Annotated in this window: 18 protein-coding genes; 7 read left to right on the top strand and 11 right to left on the bottom strand. The window is 61.6% G+C overall.

Going from position 1 to position 21,254, the window contains the following annotated elements; all coding sequences use genetic code 11:
• Positions 1 to 12 precede the first annotated feature (12 nt).
• The 3 genes from FRZ40_RS32520 (at position 13) to FRZ40_RS32510 (ending at position 4,475) form a co-directional block, all read left to right on the top strand.
• Positions 13 to 2,757 (top strand): MGH1-like glycoside hydrolase domain-containing protein, encoded by a 2,745-nt coding sequence (locus FRZ40_RS32520; protein WP_147236956.1) that lies wholly within the window; start codon positions 13 to 15, stop codon positions 2,755 to 2,757.
• A gap of 77 nt (positions 2,758 to 2,834) precedes the next feature.
• Entirely contained in the window at positions 2,835 to 3,386 is a 552-nt protein-coding gene (locus FRZ40_RS32515) for a thioredoxin family protein (protein WP_147236955.1), read from the top strand.
• A 78-nt stretch (positions 3,387 to 3,464) separates the two neighbouring features.
• The gene (locus tag FRZ40_RS32510; RefSeq protein WP_147238476.1) at positions 3,465 to 4,475 is read left to right on the top strand and encodes a bifunctional helix-turn-helix transcriptional regulator/GNAT family N-acetyltransferase; all 1,011 of its coding nucleotides are present in this window, start codon (positions 3,465 to 3,467) and stop codon (positions 4,473 to 4,475) included.
• A gap of 2 nt (positions 4,476 to 4,477) precedes the next feature.
• Here the strand turns inward: FRZ40_RS32510 and hpaH are convergent, their stop codons facing one another.
• From hpaH to FRZ40_RS32480, 6 genes are read right to left on the bottom strand one after another with little or no spacing between them, the layout of a single operon-like run.
• Positions 4,478 to 5,281 carry a 2-oxo-hept-4-ene-1,7-dioate hydratase gene (gene hpaH, locus FRZ40_RS32505; RefSeq protein ID WP_147236954.1) on the bottom strand — a complete coding sequence of 268 codons (804 nt, stop codon included), beginning with the start codon at positions 5,279 to 5,281 and terminating at the stop codon, positions 4,478 to 4,480.
• A gap of 18 nt (positions 5,282 to 5,299) precedes the next feature.
• The gene (locus tag FRZ40_RS32500) at positions 5,300 to 5,698 is read right to left on the bottom strand and encodes a 5-carboxymethyl-2-hydroxymuconate Delta-isomerase (protein WP_028366648.1); all 399 of its coding nucleotides are present in this window, start codon (positions 5,696 to 5,698) and stop codon (positions 5,300 to 5,302) included.
• 20 nt (positions 5,699 to 5,718) lie between these two features.
• Positions 5,719 to 6,582 (bottom strand): 3,4-dihydroxyphenylacetate 2,3-dioxygenase, encoded by an 864-nt coding sequence (gene hpaD / locus FRZ40_RS32495; protein WP_167528731.1) that lies wholly within the window; start codon positions 6,580 to 6,582, stop codon positions 5,719 to 5,721.
• Between the two features lie 13 nt (positions 6,583 to 6,595).
• Complete coding sequence (gene hpaE, locus FRZ40_RS32490) at positions 6,596 to 8,053, bottom strand: 5-carboxymethyl-2-hydroxymuconate semialdehyde dehydrogenase (RefSeq protein WP_147236953.1); 1,458 nt, start codon at positions 8,051 to 8,053, stop codon at positions 6,596 to 6,598.
• 17 nt (positions 8,054 to 8,070) lie between these two features.
• Positions 8,071 to 8,829 (bottom strand): fumarylacetoacetate hydrolase family protein, encoded by a 759-nt coding sequence (locus FRZ40_RS32485; protein ID WP_147236952.1) that lies wholly within the window; start codon positions 8,827 to 8,829, stop codon positions 8,071 to 8,073.
• Positions 8,826 to 9,593, bottom strand: a complete 768-nt coding sequence (locus FRZ40_RS32480) for a fumarylacetoacetate hydrolase family protein (RefSeq protein ID WP_147236951.1) — start codon at positions 9,591 to 9,593, stop codon at positions 8,826 to 8,828. Before FRZ40_RS32480 ends, FRZ40_RS32485 begins: the two co-directional genes overlap by 4 nt.
• Before the next feature lie 344 nt (positions 9,594 to 9,937).
• Here FRZ40_RS32480 and FRZ40_RS32475 point away from each other — a divergent pair, with 344 nt between their 5' ends.
• Both FRZ40_RS32475 and FRZ40_RS32470 read left to right on the top strand, forming a co-directional pair.
• The gene (locus FRZ40_RS32475; protein WP_028366653.1) at positions 9,938 to 10,354 is read left to right on the top strand and encodes a heme-binding protein; all 417 of its coding nucleotides are present in this window, start codon (positions 9,938 to 9,940) and stop codon (positions 10,352 to 10,354) included.
• A 56-nt stretch (positions 10,355 to 10,410) separates the two neighbouring features.
• Complete coding sequence (locus FRZ40_RS32470) at positions 10,411 to 12,591, top strand: malate synthase G (protein WP_147236950.1); 2,181 nt, start codon at positions 10,411 to 10,413, stop codon at positions 12,589 to 12,591.
• Between the two features lie 79 nt (positions 12,592 to 12,670).
• On the opposite strand, the gene FRZ40_RS32465 is transcribed toward FRZ40_RS32470, so the two are convergent.
• The 3 genes from FRZ40_RS32465 to FRZ40_RS32455 form a co-directional block, all read right to left on the bottom strand.
• Complete coding sequence (locus FRZ40_RS32465; RefSeq protein ID WP_147236949.1) at positions 12,671 to 14,110, bottom strand: MFS transporter; 1,440 nt, start codon at positions 14,108 to 14,110, stop codon at positions 12,671 to 12,673.
• A gap of 92 nt (positions 14,111 to 14,202) precedes the next feature.
• A complete protein-coding gene (locus tag FRZ40_RS32460; RefSeq protein ID WP_147236948.1) occupies positions 14,203 to 15,354 on the bottom strand; it encodes a CaiB/BaiF CoA transferase family protein in 1,152 nt (383 codons plus the stop codon).
• An 8-nt stretch (positions 15,355 to 15,362) separates the two neighbouring features.
• Positions 15,363 to 16,310, bottom strand: a complete 948-nt coding sequence (locus FRZ40_RS32455; RefSeq protein WP_147236947.1) for a hydroxymethylglutaryl-CoA lyase — start codon at positions 16,308 to 16,310, stop codon at positions 15,363 to 15,365.
• 136 nt (positions 16,311 to 16,446) lie between these two features.
• On the opposite strand from FRZ40_RS32455, the gene FRZ40_RS32450 reads away from it, so the two are divergent.
• A complete protein-coding gene (locus tag FRZ40_RS32450; RefSeq protein WP_147236946.1) occupies positions 16,447 to 17,364 on the top strand; it encodes a LysR substrate-binding domain-containing protein in 918 nt (305 codons plus the stop codon).
• Between the two features lie 6 nt (positions 17,365 to 17,370).
• Here FRZ40_RS32450 and mdtD read toward each other — a convergent pair whose 3' ends face one another.
• Positions 17,371 to 18,759 (bottom strand): multidrug transporter subunit MdtD, encoded by a 1,389-nt coding sequence (mdtD, locus tag FRZ40_RS32445; protein ID WP_240057411.1) that lies wholly within the window; start codon positions 18,757 to 18,759, stop codon positions 17,371 to 17,373.
• A gap of 1,010 nt (positions 18,760 to 19,769) precedes the next feature.
• Between mdtD and FRZ40_RS32440 the strand changes: the two genes are divergently transcribed.
• Positions 19,770 to 20,162: a hypothetical protein gene (locus FRZ40_RS32440; RefSeq protein ID WP_147236944.1), complete on the top strand. Its 393-nt coding sequence runs from the start codon at positions 19,770 to 19,772 to the stop codon at positions 20,160 to 20,162.
• Here the strand turns inward: FRZ40_RS32440 and FRZ40_RS32435 are convergent.
• Positions 20,150 to 20,917 carry a hypothetical protein gene (locus FRZ40_RS32435; protein ID WP_147236943.1) on the bottom strand — a complete coding sequence of 256 codons (768 nt, stop codon included), beginning with the start codon at positions 20,915 to 20,917 and terminating at the stop codon, positions 20,150 to 20,152. The two genes, FRZ40_RS32440 and FRZ40_RS32435, sit on opposite strands and share 13 nt — an antisense overlap.
• Positions 20,918 to 21,254 lie beyond the last annotated feature (337 nt).

Raw genomic sequence — 21,254 nt, 5'->3', positions numbered from 1 at the left:
CCGGGAGGTGCCATGCAGCCGTTAAGCGCAATCAATCTGCTCCAGTCGAAGGAAGGTTCGCGTCTTCATGGGCCGGATCTCGCCCGTTGGCGCCGCTGGGGCCCGTATCTGAGCGATCGTCAATGGGGCACCGTACGCGAGGATTACAGCGAATACGGCACCGCGTGGGACTACTTTCCGCACGATCATGCGCGCAGCCGGATGTATCGCTGGGGCGAAGACGGCATCGGCGGATTCGGCAACGATCCGCTCGACTGGTGCGTGTCGTTCGCGCTGTGGAACGGGCGCGATCCCATCATCAAGGAAAGACTTTTCGGCTTGACGAATGCGCAAGGCAATCACGGCGAAGACGTGAAAGAGCTGTACTTCTATCTGGACGGCACGCCGACGCATTCGTACATGAAGATGCTCTACAAGTATCCGCACGATGCGTATCCGTACCAGGATCTGATCGACGAAAACGCGCGCCGCGGCGCGGATCAGCCCGAGTATGAAATCCTCGATACGGGTGCGTTCGACGACAACCGCTATTTCGACGTGTGGATCGAATACGCGAAGCACACGCCCGACGACATCGTGATGCGCGTGACCGTCGAGAACCGCTCCACGCGGCGCGCCACGCTGCATGTCTTGCCGCAATTCTGGGCGCGCAATCGCTGGGCATGGTCGGGCAAGCCAGGCAAGCCGTCGTTGACGCTCGAGCCAGATGCCGCCGAAGGCGCGCGTATCGTGGCGCGCAATCCCGCGCTGGGCACGACGATCGTGACGGCGTCGGCACAACAGCCCATCGAATGGCTCTTCTGCGAAAACGAAACCAATGTGCGCCGCATTTTCGGCATCGAAGGCGACGGGCCGTTCAAGGATGGCTTCAACGACTATCTAATCGACGGCGACGAGCGCGCGATCCGGCGCGACGTGGGCACGCGCGCCGCTGCGCATGCCGTGCTCGATCTCGGCCCTCATCAACAAGAAGTGCTGTATCTGCGCTGGCGCCCTGACACGTCGACGGACACCGCGCAGCTCGACATGCCCGCGCTTTTCGCGCGCCGCCAGGCGGAGGCCGACGAATTCTATGCCGCGCTTCAGCACGACATCGCCGACGCCGACGCGCGCCTCGTGCAGCGCCAGGCGCTCGCCGGGATGCTATGGAGCAAGCAGTATTACCAGTTCGACGTGACGCGCTGGCATGACGGCGATCCGGGCCAACCCCTGCCGCCCAAAGAGCGCAGGCGCGGCCGTAATGCGGACTGGCGGCACATGTGCAATGGCGACATCGTGTCGATGCCCGACAAGTGGGAATACCCGTGGTACGCGTCATGGGATCTCGCGTTTCATGCCGTTGCCTTTGCGATGGTCGACCCCGACTTCGCGAAGAAGCAGTTGCAGTTGCTCGTGAAAGAACGCTACATGCATCCGAACGGGCAACTGCCCGCGTACGAGTGGGCGTTCGGCGATGCGAATCCGCCCGTGCACGCGTGGGCCACGTGGCGCGTGTACGAACTCGATCGCGAGGTGACGGGGGTCGGCGATCACGAGTTTCTCGAAGTGATGTTTCACAAGCTGCTGCTCAATTTCTCGTGGTGGGTCAACCGCAAGGACGCCGACGACCGCAACATCTTTCAGGGCGGTTTCCTCGGACTCGACAACATCGGCATCTTCGATCGCTCGTCTCCGCTGCCGACGGGCGGCCGCATCGATCAGGCGGACGGCACGGCATGGATGGCTTCGTATGCGCTCGATCTGATGCAGATCGGACTCGAGCTCGCGATGACGAACACCGCATACGTCGAAATTGCCGTGAAGTTCTTCGAGCACTTTCTGTATATCGCGGAAGCCGTCAGTTGCGGCGAGGTCTGCAATACGGGGCTATGGGACGCACGCGACGAGTTCTTCTATGACGTGCTGCATCTGCCCGACGGAACGCGTGTGCCGATGCGCATACGTTCGATTGTCGGTTTGATCCCGCTGTTCGCCGTGCACGTGCTCGATGAAGAGGTGCATGGTCATCTGCCCGGATTGCGCGAACGGCTCGCGTGGTTTCTCGATCACCGGCCGAATCTCGCGCGGCTCGTGTCGCGCTGGACGGAACCCGGCAAGGCCAACACGACCTTGCTCTCGCTGTTGCGCGGACACCGGATGAAAGCGCTGCTCAGGCGCGCGCTCGACGAAAGCGAGTTTCTCTCCGACTACGGCGTACGCGCACTGTCGCGCGTGCATCTCGAAGAACCCTATCTTTTCAATCACGAGGGCGTGAACGTTTGCATCGAGTATCAGCCTGCCGAATCGGAATCGCGCGTATTCGGCGGCAATTCGAACTGGCGTGGACCGGTGTGGATGCCCGTCAACTATCTGCTGATCGAATCGCTTTACGAATTTCATCGCTACTATGGCGACGAGTTTCGCATCGAGCATCCAACAGGATCGGGCCGCTGCGCTTCGCTCAGCGAAGTCGCCGACGATCTCGCACGGCGTGTCACGACGCTGTTTCTGAAAGACAAGCAAGGCGTGCGCCCCGTGATGGCCGCTTATCCGATGCTGCAAGCCGATCCGCGCTCGCAGGATCTGATCCTTTTCCACGAGTACTTTCACGGCGACAACGGACGCGGCGTCGGTGCCTCGCATCAGACGGGCTGGACAGGACTGGTCGCGCTGCTGCTGCAACCGCGCCTGATGAAGCTGTCTCACATGACGCCCGATGGAATGCCCGTTGCCGCGCACACAGCGGAGGAAATCGTGGCCGCCGCGATGGCGCGTTAGCGTCCGGCAGCTGAAAGACACGAGGCGCACGATGTACGACGGATTGTTCTTCGACACGTTCAATCAAGGAGCAATGGATGGCGACGGAATCCCCACCCGGCGAACTCGGTGCTAAAGCGCCAGGCTTCACCTTGCCCGCCACCGACGGGCGCATGTACACGCTCGACGACGTACGCGGCCCCAAAGGTCTCGTTGTCGTCTTCATGTGCAATCACTGTCCGTACGTACAGGCCGCATTACCGCGAATCGTGCGCGACGCGAAGGATCTTTCGCAGCTCGGCATCGGCACCGTCGGCATCAATCCGAACGACAGCGTCGCGTACCCGGAAGATTCGTTCGAACGCATGGTCGAACTCGCCGCCGAGTGGCAATTGCCGTTCCCGTATCTGCATGACGAGTCGCAGCAGGTCGCGCGCGCCTATGCCGCCGTGTGCACGCCGGATTTCTATGGCTTCGATGCGGGCCTTTCCTTGCGATATCGCGGCAGACTGGACGCATCGCGCAAAGACCCGATTCCCGACGCGCGCCGCGATCTCTTCGAAGCCATGAAGCAGATCGCACAAACAGGAACGGGGCCTGAGACGCAGCCGCCGACGCTCGGCTGTTCGATCAAATGGAAAATGACCTGACGGTTTCGCTGCTTGCATAAGTTGCGTTTCGCAACTACTATAGTTGCGAAACGCAACTTACACATGACAGGACCAGCCGTGGATATCGTCGACATACCCATTCAATCGCGCGATAAAACCATCCTCGAGCTGCGCGAGTTCTCGCGCAAGCTCGTGCGTGAACTGGGTTTCATGCGCTCCACGTTGGCGGAGAGCGATCTGGCGCCCTCTGCCGTGCACGCCATTCTTGAAATCGGCGCGACGCCCGGCATGCAGGCCCGCGACCTCGCAGCACTTTTGCGGCTAGACAAGTCAAATGCGAGCCGGCAGATCGCGAAACTGGAAATGGCGGGACTGGTCGAGCGCACGGCATCGAGCGATGACGCGCGATCTTCGGAGCTGTATCTGACCAAAGCGGGTCAGCAGCTTCGCAAGCAGATCGACAAGTTCGCGACCGAGCAGGTGTCGAGCGCGCTGCGCAAGCTCGCACCTTCCGATCAGCAGTCGCTGGTGCACGCACTGTCGCTATACGCAAGCGCGCTCGCACAGGACAACGACGCGAAAGAAACGCCGGGCGCCGCGCCCGCACCGCAAATCGTCGAAGGCTATCGGCCGGGCTGTATTGGCGACGTCGCGAGCCTTCATGCGCGCTACTATTCGCAGCACTCGGGCTTCGGCGTCTACTTCGAAAAAATCGTCGCGACAGGGCTGGCGGAATTTGCGGAACTGCTGCCCGATCCAAACCGGCAGCTATGGCTCGTCTGTGACAATGGAAGAACTCTGGCGTCGCTGGCTATCGACGGCAATGCGCAGACGGGTGTCGCGCATTTGCGCTGGTTCATCGTCGACGATACGCTGCGTGGCACAGGTATCGGCAGACAGCTGATGACGCGTGCCATGGCCTTCGTCGATGAACGTTTCGGCGAAACCTACCTGTGGACGTTCAAAGGTCTCGACGCCGCGCGTCATCTGTATGAGGCGTTCGGCTTCCAGTTGGCCGAAGAAGCCGAAGGGACGCAATGGGGGAAAGCGGTCGTCGAGCAGCGTTTCGTCCGGCGCAAAGGGGTGCCGAAAGGATCGCCGAAACGCACGCGTTCCAAAGCGGGTTGAACTCAGACGAAATTCAACGCAATGCCGCCAAGCGGGCCGTAATCGACATGAAACGTATCGCCTGCGCGCGCGGCGATGGGCGCGGTGAATGAGCCGCTGAGTATCACGTCGTTTGCATTTAACGCTTCGTCGTAGGGCGCAATCCTGTTCGCGAGCCACGCGACGCCCGTCGCAGGATGATTCAGCACGGCGGCGGCAAGGCCGCTCTCTTCGACGGCGCCGTTCTTGTACAGCAATGCGCCGACCCAGCGCAGGTCGACATCCATCGGACGCACGGGACGGCCACCCATCACGATGCCCGCATTGGCCGCGAAATCGGAGATGGTATCGAAGACCTTGCGCGGCGCTTTGGTGTCGCGGTCGAACTGTTCGATGCGAGCGTCGATGATTTCGACGGCAGGCGTCACGTAGGCCGTTGCCTCGAGTACATCGAACAGCGTCACGCCCGGGCCCTTGAGCGGTCTGCCGAGAATAAACGCCAACTCCACTTCGACACGCGGCGCGATAAAGCGATCCGCGCGTATGTCCCGGCCGCTTTCGATGAACATGCTGTCGAGCAACGGCGCATAGTCCGGTTCGTCGATCTGCGACGAGCGCTGCATCGCACGCGACGTCAAGCCGATCTTGCGGCCTTTGATCACGTGTCCTTCGGCCAGCTTCATCTTCACCCATTCGCGCTGGATCGCGTAGCCGTCTTCGATGGTCATCTCGGGATACGCAGCGGAAAAATGTCGCAACTGCGTGCGCGTCTTCTCGGCGTGATCGAGTTTCGCAGCGAGTTCGCGAATGGTCTTCTCGTCCAGCATAGTGCTCTCCTCCCGTGCTCAGCCCTTCAGGCGCGCATGCAGATTGTTGTGCTTCCAGGTGCCCGATTCGCTGAATTCATTGATTTCGAGCGACAGCGCCAACCCGTGTTTTTCGAATGTCTCCGCGAAGTGCTGTTTGATCACGTCGAAAAGCGCATCGCCCGTCGCCTTCTTCACGCTCTCCGAACGGCCCGCGGCGATCTTCAGGTTCGCATGTAAAAAGGCGGCATCGGGTCTTCCATCGGCGATGCAGAACTGTTCGCAGCGCACTGCGCGCACGCGTATTCCTCCACGCGGATAGACCTGCCCGGCGTTATCGCGTTGTGCATCGAGGCATTGCGCGAGCTTCTCGCAAAGCGCGCCGATGCTCCCATCATTCGCCAGATTGGCGCTGTATTCGAGCGTGAGATGCGGCACGTCAAATCTCCTTTGATCGATCAGGCGGGCAGCGGCGTGACGGGAAAAATCGCATTGATCTGTCCCGTGCCCGAACTGCCGAAATACGGTGTCACGACTTCGGCCTTGCCTTCATAGCGGTCCCAGCCGAGCGCACCCAGCAGCATCGCGGTATCGTGCATGCCGCCCTCGCCCCAACACTTCTCGTTGTAGAGCGGCAGCATCCCGCAAAAGGTCTTCCAGTCGCCCTTCTCCCACAGCGACACGACATGCCGGTCCGTCTGTTCGAGAAACGGATCCCATACCTTGTGCATGAATTGCTCCGCCGTGCCGTTGTTCGCGAAGTGATGACTGAGCGAGCCGCTGGCGAGAATCGCCACTGTGCCGTCGTAGCGCTCTTCAATGGCCTTGCGCACTGCCAGCCCGAAACGCGCACTCGTCGGCAGGTCGTGCCACATGCACCAGCCTGCAATCGATACAACCTTGAAGCACTGATCCGCGTTCATATAGCGCATCGGCACCAGCGTGCCGTATTCGAGGTCGAGCGAGGTTTCGCTATGCGCGCGGCTCTTGACGCCCATTTCGTTGGCGACGTCCGCGATCAGCTTGCCGAGCTGCACATTACCTGGGTACGCATACGCCATGTTGTTGATGAAATGCGGCAACTCGTTGCTCGTATAAATGCCTTCGAATTTCGGCGCGCAATTGATGTGGTATTCGCTGTTGACGAGCCAATGCACGTCGAACACGACGATCGTATCGACATTCAGTTCGCGGCAGCGTCGGCCGATTTCATGATGTCCGTCGATAGCGGCCTGGCGGCAGCCCTTATGCGGCCCATCCAGTTCCGACAGATAAAGCGAAGGCACGTGAGTCACTTTCGCGGCCAATGCGAGCTTGCCCATCGCGATCTCCCGTTCAGACGCCCCAGCGCGGAATGTGATGCGAACCGAGCGACACGCACACGTTCTTCGGCTCGAGAAAGACTTCATAGCTCCACGTGCCGCCTTCGCGCCCGACGCCCGATGCCTTCGTGCCGCCGAACGGCTGACGCAGATCGCGAACGTTCTGGCTGTTGACGAAGCACATGCCTGCTTCGATCGCAGCCGCGACGCGATGTGCGCGGCCTGTGTTCTCGGTCCACACGTAGCTTGAGAGACCGTATGAAATATCGTTGGCGAGGCGGATCGCCTGCGCTTCGTCTTCGAACGGAATCAGGCAGGCGACCGGCCCGAAAATCTCTTCCTGCGCGATGCGCATGCGGTTGTCGACATCGACGAATACGGTCGGCGTGACGAAATTGCCCTGTTTCAGGGTGTCGGGAAGCACCGGCGCGTCGAGTCCGCCGCATGCGAGCGTCGCGCCTTCCTTCGGCCCAAGCTCGATGTAGCTGCGCACTCTCGCCAGATGCGCCTGGCTGATCATCGGACCGATGATCGTGCTCTCGCTTAACGGATCGCCTACCGTCAAACGCTTTGCGCGCTCGATAAAGCGTTCCGCGAACTTCGCATAGATCGATTTCTGCACCAGAATGCGTGAGCCCGCCGTGCAGCGCTCGCCATTGTTCGAAAAGATCATGAACACGGCGGCGTCGAGCGCACGTTCGAAATCGGCGTCGTCGAAGATCACGAACGGTGACTTGCCGCCCAGTTCCATCGAGAACTTCTTCAGGCCCGCTGCCTTCACGATCCGGTTGCCCGTCGCCGTCGATCCCGTGAACGAGACGGCATGCACATCGGGATGCGCGACGAGCGGCTCGCCCGCATCCTTGCCGTAGCCGTGCACAACATTCAGCACGCCAGCAGGGATCCCCGCTTCCAGCGCGAGATTGCCGAGCATCGAAGCCGTGAGCGGCGACAGTTCACTCATCTTCAGCACGGCCGTATTGCCGAACGCAAGACAGGGCGCGACCTTCCACGTCGCTGTCATGAACGGCACATTCCACGGCGAAATCAGCGCACACACGCCGACGGGATGAAACAGCGTGTAGTTCAGATGCGAATCGGTGGGATACGTGTGGCCGTCGACGCGCGTGCACATCTCGGCGAAATAAGTGAAATTGTCGGCGGCACGCGGCACCAGTTGCTTGCGCGTTTGCGAAATGGTCTGGCCCGTGTCGCGCGTTTCCGTATCGGAGAGTTCCGGCACGTGCTTCGCGATCAGCTCGCCGAGCTTGCGCACGAGCTTCGCGCGCTCGCTCGCGGGCTTCGCGGCCCATGCGGGGAATGCATCTTTTGCGGCACGCACGGCGGCGTCGATGTCCTCGGCGGTGCCGCTCGCGACTTCGGCGAGTACTTCCTGTGTCGCCGGGTTCACGGTTTCGAAGTACTCGCGTGCAGTCTTCGCTTTGCCGTTGATCAGATGTTCGATTCGCATTGAAATGTCCTGAATGATCAGTCGCGGTAGAAGTCCGCGTCGGAAACGATCGCATTGACGAGACGGCCGAGGCCGTCTATTTCGCAGATGACTTCGTCGCCCGCATTCACGTTGACGATGCCTTCGGGCGTGCCCGTCAGGATGACGTCGCCGGGTGCGAGCGTCATGAAGCTGCTCAGGTATTCGATCAGTGCGGGGACGCCCGTGACGAGATCGCGCGTATTGCCCTTCTGATGCAGCGTGCCGTTCACGTAGGTGCGCAATTCGAGTTGCGCGACATCGGCGATATCGGCGGCATCGACGAACCAGGGGCCGAGCACCGTCGCGCCATCGCGGTTCTTTACGCGCAGATTCGGCCGATAGTAGTTCTCCAGATAGTCGCGGAACGCATAGTCGTTGGCGATCATGTAACCCGCGACATAGTCCGGCGCTTCATCGTGCGTCACGTCTTTCGCCGGCCTGCCGATCACGACGGCCAGTTCGCACTCGTAATGCATGAACGTCACGTCCGACGGTCGACGCGTCACGCCGCGATGGCCCATCACGCTGCCCGGTCCCTTGAGAAACACGAGCGGCTCTTCCTGCTTCGAGAATTGCAGCTCTTTTGCGTGCTCGGCGTAGTTGAGCCCGAGCGCGAAGATGGTGCCCGTCTGAATGGGCGCGAGCCACACGACGTCCTCCTCGCGGCACACGCGGCCATCGGCGAGACGCACGCCGCGTTCGTGCGGATACGCTTCATGGATTGCGCCTGCGTAGGCAACACGGCCGCGCATCATCGTTCGCCTCCTTCGGCATTGGCCTTCATCGAGAAACACAGCGGCGGCATGTCGCCGATTGCGACGCTGACCGCGTTGCCCGCGTGCGCGATCGGTGCGCCGTGCGGGACGCCCATCGTCAGCACGTCGCCGGGCGAGAGCGTCATGAAGTCGGTCACGTCCGCGATCAGGCGCGCGACGTTGCGGATCGACGTCGACGTGCCGGCATTGAACGGCACTTGACCCTCGATACTGACCGTAATGGGCAACGCGTCCGGATCGGCCACATGCCGGCGCGCGACGATCGCCGGTCCTATCACGCAAAAGCCATCGCGCGCGCGAAACCTGACCGAAGGGCGATACACGCTCTCGTGTGGCACGCACAGATCCGCGACGATCGTGTAGCCGGCGACGTGCTCGAGCGCGTTCTCCGCGCTCACGCGGCACGCCGTGCGCCCGATCACGATGCCGAGCGAACCGCCGATCTGCACGCCCTCGTCATCATCCGGCACGACGACATTCGCGCGATGACCGGCAAACGTATTGCGCGGCTTCACGTAGAGCACGGGCGCTTGCGGTGGCGCCTTGTACGGCGCGGCGTGGACGGCATCGCCGAGCGCCTCGAGCGCGGCACGATCGTTCAGCAACGTTCCGTAGATCGCGCCCGACACGGGCGGCCTGCATGCCGCGCCGGTCGCAAGCCACACGCCCACGGTTTGCAGATCGACATCGCATGCGAGCGGCGCGGCTTCGAGATGAATCAGATGATCGTGTAGCGCGAACATGATCTGGCGGCATCCGTGATTCACTAATATCTTAGTAGTATTCGCGTCGTACCTCGCAGGGTCAAGCGCGTTGGCCTGCAGCGCGGGTTTTCCCTGGCGCGGCGCTTGCGCGGCACGTGTCAGCCCCTCGCAGGCGTAAATAGGACGAGAAAAACTGGTATGACCAGTGTTCCACCGGGTCGACAAGCCGCCCAGAACACGGAACAATGGGCATCAAGTCATATATAAGACTGGACCTCGCTTGCACGCCGGCAGTGCGCGCGCATCGGCTGTCGTGTGTGCGGGCGCGGTCGCCGTCGGGCTTGCCCGTCGAAACCATTTCAATCGTTTCAGGAAATCGCAACATGCAGACAAAATCCGTGCTGACGGTCGCCGAGTCGACGAAAATCATTGAAGCGGCGCGTGCCGAAGCCGAACGCAACCAGTGGGCCGTCGCGATTGCCGTGGTGGATGACGGCGGCCATCTGTTGTCGCTGCTGCGTCTCGACAACTGCGCGCCGATCAGCGCCTACATCGCGGGCGACAAGGCCCGCACCGCCGCGCTCGGCCGCCGCGAATCGAAGCAATATGAGGACATGATCAACGGCGGCCGCACCGCGTTCCTCAGCGCGCCGCTGTCGGGCACGCTGGAAGGCGGCGTGCCCGTTGTGGTAAATGGTCAGGTGATCGGTGCTGTCGGCGTGTCCGGCGTCAAGGCCGATCAGGATGCACAAGTGGCAAAGGCCGGTGCCGCGGCCGTTGCCAGCAACGCGAATGCTTGAGTGCCACGTCGAACGAAAAACGATTAGCCCCGAATTTGCCCCTCTTGGAACAGCCCATGACTCAAATGACCCAACGCGGCGGATTGCAGGTCGCCGCGAACCTCGAACAGTTCATCGAAAAGGAAGCCCTGCCTGGCACCGGTGTCGATAGCGCCGCGTTCTGGGCAGGTTTCGATGCCATCGTGCACGAGCTTGCGCCGAAGAACCGCGCACTGCTCGCCGAACGCGACCGCCTGCAGGTCGAACTGGACAAGTGGCATCGCGCGAATCCGGGCCCCGTCCGCGATCTGCGCGCGTATCGCGGCTTCCTGGAAAGCATCGGCTATATCGTGCCGACGCCCGCCAGCGTGAAGGCGACGACGGACAACGTCGATCGCGAAATCGCCGAACAGGCGGGGCCGCAGCTCGTCGTGCCGCTGTCGAACCAGCGTTATGCGCTGAACGCGGCGAACGCGCGCTGGGGCAGCCTGTATGACGCGCTGTACGGCACGGATGCCATCGACGAAACGGACGGCGCCGAGCGCACCGCGAAGTTCGACCCGGTGCGCGGCGCGCGCGTGATCGCCTTCGCGCGCAAGTTCCTCGACGACGCCGCACCGCTCGAAAACGGCTCGCACAAAGATGCCACCGGCTATCGCGTGGAAAACGGCAAGCTGAGCGTCGCGCTGAAGAGCGGCACGACGACGCTCCAGGACCCGGCGCAGTTCATCGGCTATCAGGGCGACGCGAATGCGCCGTCCGCCGTGCTGCTCAGGCACAACGGCCTGCACTTCGAAATCCAGATCGACGCTGACGATTCGATCGGCAAGACCGACCCCGCGAACATCAAGGACGTGCTGATGGAAGCGGCCGTCAGCACGATCATCGATTGCGAAGACTCGGTCGCGGCCGTCGATGCCGACGACAAGGTGCTGCTGTATCGCAACTGGCTCGGCCTGATGGTCGGCAATCTGACGGAAGAAGTGACGAAGGGCGGCAAGACGTTCACGCGCCGCCTGAACGCGGACCGCGAGTACCACGGCGCGAACGGTCAGCCCGTTAAGCTGCATGGCCGCTCGCTGCTGTTCATCCGCAACGTCGGCCATCTGATGACGAATCCGGCCGTGCTCGACCGCGACGGCAGGGAAATCCCCGAAGGCATTCTCGACGCCGTCGTCACGACGCTGTGCGCGCTGCACGACCGCACGCACAAGCTCAATTCGCGCACGGGCTCGATCTATATCGTCAAGCCGAAGATGCACGGCCCCGCCGAAGTCGCGTTCGCAAGCGAACTGTTCTCGCGCGTCGAAGACGTGCTCGGCCTCGCGCGCAACACGATCAAGATGGGCATCATGGACGAGGAACGCCGCACGAGCGTCAACCTCGCTGCGTGTATCGGCGAGGCGTCGCCGCGCGTTGCGTTCATCAACACGGGTTTCCTCGACCGTACGGGCGATGAAATGCACAGCTCGATGGAAGCGGGCCCGATGATGCGCAAGGGCGATATGAAGTCGAGCAAATGGATCGCCGCTTATGAGCGCAGCAACGTGCTCGTCGGCCTCGCTGCGGGGCTGCGTGGCCGCGCGCAGATCGGCAAGGGCATGTGGGCGATGCCCGATCTGATGAAGGCGATGCTCGAACAGAAGATCGGTCATCCGAAGGCGGGCGCGAACACGGCATGGGTGCCCTCGCCCACGGCCGCGACGCTGCATGCGCTGCACTACCATCAGGTCGATGTGCAGGCCGTGCAGAAGGAACTGGAGCGCATGGATCTCGCGGGCGTGCGCGACGAACTGCTCGATGGCCTGCTGACGATTCCCGTCGTCGAAAAGGCGCAATGGAGCGACGAAGAAATCCGCAACGAAGTCGAGAACAACGCGCAAGGCATTCTCGGCTATGTGGTGCGCTGGATCGATCAGGGCGTCGGCTGCTCGAAGGTGCCGGACATTCACAACGTCGGCCTGATGGAAGACCGCGCGACGCTGCGCATTTCGAGCCAGCACATCGCGAACTGGCTGCGTCATGGCGTCATCAAGGCGGAGTTCGTGCGCGAGACGATGGAGCGTATGGCGAAGGTCGTCGATCAGCAGAACGCGAGCGATCCGCTCTACAAGCCGATGGCGCCGAACTTCGATTCGTCGATTGCGTTCAAGGCGGCGTGCGCGCTGGTGTTCGAAGGCTGCGCTCAGCCTAGCGGTTATACGGAACCGCTGCTGCACAAGTTCCGTTTGCAACTGAAGGCAGCGGGCAACGCGTAATTCGAGCCACGTAGTCAAAACGCCGGCCGGGTCGATGAAGACCCGGCCGGCGTTTTTCTTTTCAGCCGCCTCCGTAACTTCAGTGACACAGATCTTCGAGCCGCATGCCGTTAGTCTTCGGACCGAAACCACCAATCGAAATCATCACGACGAGCATGCAGGCCGTAATCCCCACGAACACACCCGCCACGCCAAACTCGCGCAGCAGATGAGCGATGATGAAACCCGACATCATCGCGCCCACGCGGCTCGCCGAATACACGATACCATTCGCGCGGCAACGGATACGCGTCGGAAACAGCTCGGCCTGATACGCGTGATAGCAAACGGAGATGGTCTGCCCCGCGAGGCTGATCAGCACGCCCAGCACGATCAGCGGCACCACCGTTTTCATCTGGCCGAACATCAAGCCGAACACGACCACGGCGAACGCTGAACCCACGATCAGCCATTTGCGTTGCACCTTGTCGGCGAACAGCATCGCGAGCAAGGGCCCGGAAGGCAGCGCAATCGCGATGATGAACGAATACAACAGGCTCTTCGTCACGGTGATGCCCTGTCCGATGAGCAGCGTCGGCACCCAGTTCGCGAAACCGTAATAGCCGATCGCCTGACAGAAGTTGAAAACGATCAGCATGATCAGACGCGAGCGATAGGGCGCCTGCCACAACTCGGCCAGCGACGCGCGACGATGCACAGGTTGTTCGACGACGGGCAACGGCGCGGGCAATGCCCGGCCGCTTTGCAGTTCGGCCATCTCTTCCATCTTGCGCACGACACGCTCGCCGCGCTGGACGTGACCATGACTCGCGAGCCAGCGCGGGCTTTCCGGCACGACGAGGCGGATGAACCACACGATCACCGCACCTGCCGCGCCGAGCAGCACGACCCAGCGCCAGCCGTCGATGCCCATGAACGTCGTTGGCACAAGCCAGTACGAAAGAATCGCGGCAGCAGGCGCGGCAGCGAACATCACGGCCTGATTGAACGCCATCGCACGGCCGCGCATATGCTGCGGAACGAGTTCGGTGATGTAGCTGTCGATCGTCACGATCTCGATGCCGACGCCGATGCCCGTGATGAAGCGCCACAGAATCAGCCCTTCCGGCGAAGTCTGGCACGCCATGATCACCGAGCCGATCGAATACCACAGCAGCGATACCGTGAAGACCTTGCGCCGCCCGAAGCGATCGGGCAGCCAGCCGAAACAGAACGTGCCGACGAACAGGCCCGCGAACGTCGACGCGATGAATCCTGCAATGCCTTGAAGGCCGAAGAAAGATTCCGTCGTGGTCTTCAACATCCCGCTCTTCGCGAGACCCGGCGCGATGTAGCCGGTGAAGATCAGATCGTAGACCTCGAAAAACCCGCCGAGCGAGATCAGCAGAACGAGCATCCACAGATAACGCGTGACCGGCAAGCGGTCCATTCGCGCCGACAAGGCGGCAGCGGCGCGCAGATTGGTGTGGGCTTCCGTTGACGCAAACGACGGGTCATCTGCGGTGAGAGTGCGCTGCATAGGTGTCTCCTGATTGTCCCCATCGGCTTTGAGTTGGTGTGTTTGCCTGATGGTTTGTGTGTCGTTCGTTTATCGACTTCCTCTTGAATCGATCACGCCGCCGTTCGTCTCGTCAGCCGCGCGAGAATCTCCTGCGTGTGTTCGCCGACCTTCGCCAGCGCCTGACGCACGCCGGGCCGGCGGCCGCCCATCGTCAGCGGAAGCAGGACGACTTCCGTGGTGTCGCCGTCGTCGGTTTGCATCGGCACGAGGCCGCCGCTTTGCTTCAGATGCGGATCGTCGAACAGCTGATCGGGGCGCACGATCGGCGCGTACGGAATGCCTGCCGCTTCGAGCTTCGGCACGAGTTCTTCCGCGCGATGGTGCTTGAGGATGTCGCCGAGCCGCGCGAGCAGTTCGGGGCGCAAGGCGACGCGCATCGCGTTGTCCGCGAACTGCGGTTCGTTCGCGAGATCGGGGCGTTCGAGCACATCGCACAACGTGACGAACTGCTTGTCGCTCACTGCGCCGATGAACAGCTGCTCGTCGTTCGCGAGCGTGAAGACGTCGTACACGCTCCACGCGGAAACGCGCGACGGCATCGGGGGCGGCGCTTCATGCGTCATCGCGTATTGCTGCATATGCTGGCCCGCGAGGAACACGCAGTTCTCGAACAGCGCGCTTTGCACTTCCTGTCCGCGTCCCGTGAAATCGCGCTCGCGCAGCGCGGCCAGCACGCCGATTGCGCCGAACATGCCGCCCATGATGTCGTTGACCGACGTGCCCGCGCGCAGCGGACGGCCCGCAGGCCCCGTCATGTATGAGAGGCCGCCCATCATCTGCACAACTTCGTCGAGCGCGAGGCGCTTTTCATAGGGCCCCGGCAAGAAGCCCTTGTGCGACACGTAAATCAGCCGCGGATACTTCTTCGACAACGTGTCAAAGTCGAGGCCCAGCTTCGTCATCAAACCGGGCCGGAAATTCTCGAGCATCACGTCGCACTGGCCGATCAGTTCTTCTGCCGCGGCATGACCCTCGGCCGTGTTGATATCGAGCACGACGCTCTTCTTGTTGCGATTGAACGTGCGGAAAAAGCCGATGCCGAGACCCGGCAGCTTGCGCGTCTTGTCGCCGCCGGGCGGCTCGATCTTGATGACTTCGGCGCCGAGATCCGCGAGGATCATTCCGCACGTCGGACCCATGACCATATGTGTGAATTCGATGACGCGCACGCCTTCGAGCGGCAGTCGTGTGGAAGTGCTCATGTCGATCCTCAGGCAATAGCGGTTTGAATTGCGCGCTGTTGAAATGTCTTCGGTAAACCCGCGAGCCACAGCGTGCCGCGCAGCGTCTCATTGGGCAGCCATTGCGCAACGCGTGCGCGCAACGCGAGCAACTGTTCGATGTCGATGCCCGTATCGATGCCCATGTCCGCGAGCATGAACGCGAGGTCTTCGCTCGATGCATTGCCGCTGGCACCCGGCGCATGCGGACAGCCGCCGATGCCCGCGAGCGTCGCATCGAAGCGCGCGACGCCCGTCCCCAGCGCCGCATAGACGTTTGCGAGCGCGAGGCCGCGCGTGTCGTGGAAGTGGCCGCACCAGAAGCGCTCGCCCGCGATGCGACGCGCCTTTTCGAACAGATCGCGCACGGCGGCGGGGCTCGCGTATCCGACGGTATCCGCAATGCTGACGCGGTCCGCACCTGCATCGAGCAGCGCCTGCATGCAACGCAGCACCTCGGACTGATCGACGGCGCCCTGGATCGTGCAGCCGAACGCCGTGCCGATGCCGCCTTCGATCAGCGTCTGCGAGCCCGCCGCATCGCGCGCGGCACGCATGCGCGCCACTTCCGCCACCACTTCATCGGGCGTCTTGCGCAGGTTCGCGAGGCTGTGCGCATGGCTCGCGGAGAGCGGCACGAGCATCAGGTCGGCCCGTGAATCGATCGCGCGTTCGGCGCCTTTCAGGTTCGGCACGAGGACCGACACGCGCAAATCCGGCAGCGTCTTCGCGTACGCGACGAGTTCAGCCGTGTCCGCAAGCTGCGGCAACAGACGCGCGGGCACGAACGAGCCGACTTCGATTTCGCGTTGGCCGGCAGCATGTGCAGCGGCAATCCATTCGATTTTCTGCTGCGTCGAAAGAATGGTCTGAATGCTTTGCAGCCCGTCGCGCAAGCCGACTTCGCGGATCACGACGGCCGAGGGGAATGGGGGCATGGAAATGTCTCCGTGTGCGTGCCGGTCGTTGCAAGTGCCGGCGTTGTGCTAACTTTAGACATTCCATCTGATACATAAAGCGCTAATTTGGAAGCGCCAGGTTTCCCGTACGGAAACTCACACGGAGACACGACCGATGCGCGACATCGACCTGAAAACCTTGCGGCTGATGGTGGCCGTCTGCGAGCACAAGAACATGGCGCGCGCCGCGCACGACGAGCACATCGAGCCATCCGCCGTCAGCAAGCGGATCGCGCAACTGGAGAGCGATCTGGGCGTACCGCTTTTCACGCGCTCGCGGCGCGGCGTGTTGCCGACGCCCGCAGGCAACGCGCTGCTCGAACACGCGCGCAATGTGCTATTCACGATGGACCGGATTGCAAGCGATGTCGCCGCGTTCGGCAGCGGCCTGCGCGGCAGCGTGAGTGTGTGCGCGTCGGCATCGGCGATCGCGGAGAGTCTGCTGGATGACGTCGCGTCGTTCATGAGCATGCCCGCGCACGAGAACATCCGCGTGCATGTCGAAGAGTGGCTGTCGCACGATCTCGTGCGGCGCTTGCGGGAAGGCGCCGCGTCGGTCGGCGTGTGCTGGGACAACGTGGATCTGGAAGGTCTCGAGCATCGGCCGTATCGCGAGGACAGGCTTGCCCTTGCCGTGCATCCGGAACATCCGCTGGCAAAGCGCGCGACGCTGCGCTTCACGGACACGCTCGATTACGAACATGTCGGCTTGCCGCCGACAACCGCCGTGCACATGATGTTGCAGCGCGCCGCCGCGCGCGTGGGCGGCACGGTGTCCTATCGCGCGGTGGTGTCGAACTTCGATGCTGCGTTTCGCGTGGTAGCCGCGAAGCTCGGCATCAGCGTGATTCCGCAGGTGGTCGGCGACACTTACGCGCGCATTCTCGATGTGCGCGTCATTCCGCTCACGGACGAATGGGCGAAGCGCAAATTCGTGGTGTGCTTTCGCGATTTCGAATCGCTACAGCCGGCCGCGCAGCGGATGGTCGATCATCTCGTCGAGCGCGCCCGGCTCACGCAGGCGACAGCCTGAAGCGCGTCAGCGCGCCGTGCGTGCCGCAACGGCCGGCCGCGCCGCCGACACATCGAGCCGCCGGAACACGAGCGCCGACAGCAACGTGATCACGCCGACACACACGAAGCTGAATGTGAAACCCGCCGACGACGAGCCCCAGCGCGCGGAAAACAGATTGACGAGGCCGCCGCCGATCGATACGCCCAGCGCAATCGCGAGCATCTGCACCATCGAAAAGAGGCTGTTGCCGCTGCCCGCGTCCGCGTGCGAGAGGCCCTTCAGCGTGACGCTGTTCATCGCGGCGAACTGCATCGAGTTGGCCGCGCCGAACAGGGCGAGCAACGCGATTTCCAGCAGCGGCGTCGATTCCCTGGAGACGAGCGCGAACGCCACGATCGTCGAGCCGACGATCATCGTATTCACGAGCAGAAACGCCGAATAGCCGAAGCGCTTGATGAGCGGCGCAATCCATTGCTTCGACACGGTGCCCGCGATGGCGGCGGGCAGCATCATCAGTCCCGAGCGCAACGGCGAATAGCCGAGTTGCACCTGCATCAGCAGCGGCAACATGAACGGCACCGCGCTCGATCCGATCCGGCACAGCAGATTGCCGATCAGGCCCACGCTGAAATTCGGCTCGCTGAAGAGCGCGAGCCTGAACAGCGGCCGTGCGTTTGTGCGCGCATGCGGAATGTACGCGAGCGCCGCGATCACGCCTGCCAACGCCAGACCCACCGACCACTCGACGCGATGCGCGTTCATCGGCGGATCGATGGCGAGCGAGAGCAGAATCATCGCGAGCGACAGCAGTCCACAGCCGATGAAATCGAAAGGCGGCGGATGCGTCGCGTTGTCGTGCGGCAAGAAGCGCTGCACGGCGATGAGACCGATTGCGCCGACGGGCGCGTTGACGAGAAAGATCCAGTGCCACGAAATGGCCTGCGTGAGCCAGCCGCCGAGCGTCGGCCCGACGATCGGTCCCACCTGCCCCGCAATCGAAACGAAAGCGAGCGCCGACACGTATTGCTCGCCCGGCACGCTGCGCAACACGGCGAGCCGCCCGATCGGCAGCAGCATCGACCCGCCGACGCCTTGCAGCACGCGCGCGATCACCAGCTGGTCGAGCGTATGCGCGCCCGCGCAGCACAGCGAGCCGAGCACGAACACGAGGATCGCGGCGAAATACACGCGGCGCGTGCCGAAGCGGTCGGCGAACCAGCCGGACGCGGGCGTGAGAAGCGCCATCGTCAGCGAGTACGAGACGACGACGGGCTGCATCGCGAGCGGCGACGCGTGAAGGCTTTGCGCCATCGAAGGCAGCGCCGTGTTGACGATCGTCGTGTCGAGCGCCTGCATGAAGAACGCGGCGGCGACGATCCACAGTAGCGCGGTGTGTGAGGAATCGCGGGTCATGATGAAGTTCGGAGGGGCGACGCGCAGGCGGCGATCGCGCTGGCCCGGGCGCGCTCGCCCAGATGCAACGGCCATGGTATCGATTTCATTGGCAATCGGGAAGCCGCCTGAAACCATTGACTGTCATCGCAAATGCCGATGACAATGCCGCATGCTCAACCCCCTCTGGCTCAGGACGTTCTGGTTAAAGACAAACGAAACCTGTTCCGGGACAAACAAATCTGAACTCGCCGAATCAGACAAATAAATCTGGTCTACGCCCTGCAAAAGCCAGAAATCTGAGTGACAAAGAAACCTGAACTGAAACATAACCCTCTGTTTTTAATACAATTTCTCGTCAACACTGTCGAAATCGCTTCGCCATGCAAAACGCGCCCGTACTTGCGTCGCAAAAGCACGCGATCTAGCATAGTTTGAGCTATCGGGCTGGAAGCCTTATGCCACCGTCTTGCGGCATGTGATTTGACAAATAAATCTGAACTGGCAAAGTTCGCGACACAAAGAAATCTGAAATGGGGGTGCCGCTTGCCCCTTGGGTTGATTAACCTACGAGGTAACAACAAGCGCGCTCGACAGCCTTGAATAAGCGCCGTCCATCCGCGACGGAATCCAGCACTCTTGTTGCAAGTTCGATCGGCAATGACACGCGGAAGCGTAAGCAATTGCGACCCGCATTTGACCGGCAGCTAACTGGCGGGCCGCCGGGCTCCATACGTACACACCACCCCTCCACGCAGGCTAACAGCAACGCCTCCAAGCTAATGTTCGCCACAAGTTGTAGTTGTCGCGATCAGTGAGCTGCGCTGCCGCTGCGTTAATCCGGCGACAGCTCAACCTCGCCTTGCCGGCCCCTCCCCTTCGCAGCCGTCATTGCCGGATAGCATCTGAGCCGCATTCGTATGCCGCTGCGCAACCTTTCACTCGCTGCTCAATCTGCGGCGAATTTGTGCACGTTAGAACAAACGGCTCTTCCTATACGTATCAATGACCCACCATTCCGGAATCAACACGTGCCACACACTCACCACGAATGCAACATCCTGATAGTTGCTAGCAACGTACAGGCGGACCCTCTACTTAATCTGGAGTTCTCCTGGCAATACCTGCCTGCGTCGGCAACCACGATCTTGGAATTGCTCAACAAGACAATCGAAACTGACGAGCGTATCCGGTCAATACTTGACGCGTGGGCGGCCTCGGGCGACTTGCACTGCGGTGCTGCCGGACATAACGACAGGCTTTCAGGCGTACAAGTTTGGTGTGCGAGATCGCAAACGACGCTCAACGGTGTTAGAGATGTGGCAGAACGTCTCGCTCTTGAGAACATTCCTCCAGACTTCGTCATCACCAATAAAGCGGCCGCTATCAGTCTGAGTCGTTCGCTCGGCCATCAGTCCATGTGAAGATCGAGCCACTTTTCTATCTCGGCAATCACAAATCCCGGGAGAAGCCGCGGGGTCGCAGACAGGAATGCATCGGTACGCTCAATTTCGACGCTTTTCAGAATGTCCTTGGGGCGTGGCGCCGATCGCGCCGGCGGGCGATAGCTAACACGAAAAAACTCTACCTTTCCGCTTGGATGAATCCATAAATCCTCGGCACGACGCACCTCTGAGCTATACATGAAGCGTAGCCATAGCCTTCGGACGGGCACATTCGCGTTGGCATCGTTGCGCAACTGCCGACCGGTTGCGGGAGAAAAATCCGCCAAAAGCGGTAAAATATAGGGCAAATGCTGAAGTTGCAGGTCTTTGTAAGCCCAGATGTTCAATTGGTTGGCCCGCGACAGCAATACGATAAATTCTCTGTGAGAAAAGCCTGGCGCAATCTCTTCCAGTCGCGCGTAGTGCAGCGGCCAAGTCTCACGGAAATCCGCTTTCAGGCGCGCCGCAGCCTCGTCATCTGGTTCAGTCGGAGTAAGCTTCAAGTACGGCTCGGCAGTCTTCTCTTTGCTAGGGCACCAAAGCGATTTGGGAAGATGCGCAAAGTGCCCTCCCTTCGCAGCACCGACTACAGACATCCGCTGCGGACAGAACGGGCATTTCGCTCGCGGACGGTTGTCGACCGCTGACGAGGACGCCACTGGACGGCCAAACTCAAGAAAATATTGCTCTGCGGTGATGGGTTTACCGGTGAAAGGATGTCGCGCTTCTTGCATGGTCCGTCGATGTATCGGAGATAACCTTGGATATCGACACGATCACCGACTTCTTTAGCAAGGCCTCCTTCAAGTCCCGCCCAGCATATTTGAAGGCCGCAACTACGGAACATTTAACCGCGCGTATGCAGTCTCTGCCACTCTGCTTCTACCACACTGACGCGTGATAGCGAGCTTCCGACGTCGGTGGCTGCTCTCTGTGTGTGCGATGGTTTTATCTGCGCTACCCATTCCAGTCGCTGTGGTGGGACTTCGCGACATCAATGCGTCGCGTGCCACAAGAGCCGTCCACTCCCGGATACTCTCACCAGTTGTCGACCTTCGTCCCCGGAACGCT

Source organism: Paraburkholderia azotifigens, from assembly GCF_007995085.1.
Taxonomy (GTDB): domain Bacteria; phylum Pseudomonadota; class Gammaproteobacteria; order Burkholderiales; family Burkholderiaceae; genus Paraburkholderia; species Paraburkholderia azotifigens.
Note: the sequence above shows the minus strand (reverse complement) of the source record. Positions and strands in the feature narration are given on the sequence as shown.

Coding starts and splice junctions, on each gene's coding strand:
- FRZ40_RS32520 (WP_147236956.1), top strand. CDS start 13: ATGCAGCCGTTAAGCGCAATCAATCTGCTCCAGTCGAAGGAAGGTTCG.
- FRZ40_RS32450 (WP_147236946.1), top strand. CDS start 16,447: ATGCGCGACATCGACCTGAAAACCTTGCGGCTGATGGTGGCCGTCTGC.
- FRZ40_RS32485 (WP_147236952.1), bottom strand. CDS start 8,829: ATGATGCGCGGCCGTGTTGCCTACGCAGGCGCAATCCATGAAGCGTAT.
- FRZ40_RS32470 (WP_147236950.1), top strand. CDS start 10,411: ATGACTCAAATGACCCAACGCGGCGGATTGCAGGTCGCCGCGAACCTC.
- FRZ40_RS32465 (WP_147236949.1), bottom strand. CDS start 14,110: ATGCAGCGCACTCTCACCGCAGATGACCCGTCGTTTGCGTCAACGGAA.
- FRZ40_RS32460 (WP_147236948.1), bottom strand. CDS start 15,354: ATGAGCACTTCCACACGACTGCCGCTCGAAGGCGTGCGCGTCATCGAA.
- FRZ40_RS32515 (WP_147236955.1), top strand. CDS start 2,835: ATGGCGACGGAATCCCCACCCGGCGAACTCGGTGCTAAAGCGCCAGGC.
- FRZ40_RS32475 (WP_028366653.1), top strand. CDS start 9,938: ATGCAGACAAAATCCGTGCTGACGGTCGCCGAGTCGACGAAAATCATT.
- mdtD (WP_240057411.1), bottom strand. CDS start 18,759: ATGACCCGCGATTCCTCACACACCGCGCTACTGTGGATCGTCGCCGCC.
- hpaE (WP_147236953.1), bottom strand. CDS start 8,053: ATGCGAATCGAACATCTGATCAACGGCAAAGCGAAGACTGCACGCGAG.
- FRZ40_RS32435 (WP_147236943.1), bottom strand. CDS start 20,917: ATGCAAGAAGCGCGACATCCTTTCACCGGTAAACCCATCACCGCAGAG.
- hpaD (WP_167528731.1), bottom strand. CDS start 6,582: ATGGGCAAGCTCGCATTGGCCGCGAAAGTGACTCACGTGCCTTCGCTT.
- FRZ40_RS32455 (WP_147236947.1), bottom strand. CDS start 16,310: ATGCCCCCATTCCCCTCGGCCGTCGTGATCCGCGAAGTCGGCTTGCGC.
- FRZ40_RS32480 (WP_147236951.1), bottom strand. CDS start 9,593: ATGTTCGCGCTACACGATCATCTGATTCATCTCGAAGCCGCGCCGCTC.
- hpaH (WP_147236954.1), bottom strand. CDS start 5,281: ATGCTGGACGAGAAGACCATTCGCGAACTCGCTGCGAAACTCGATCAC.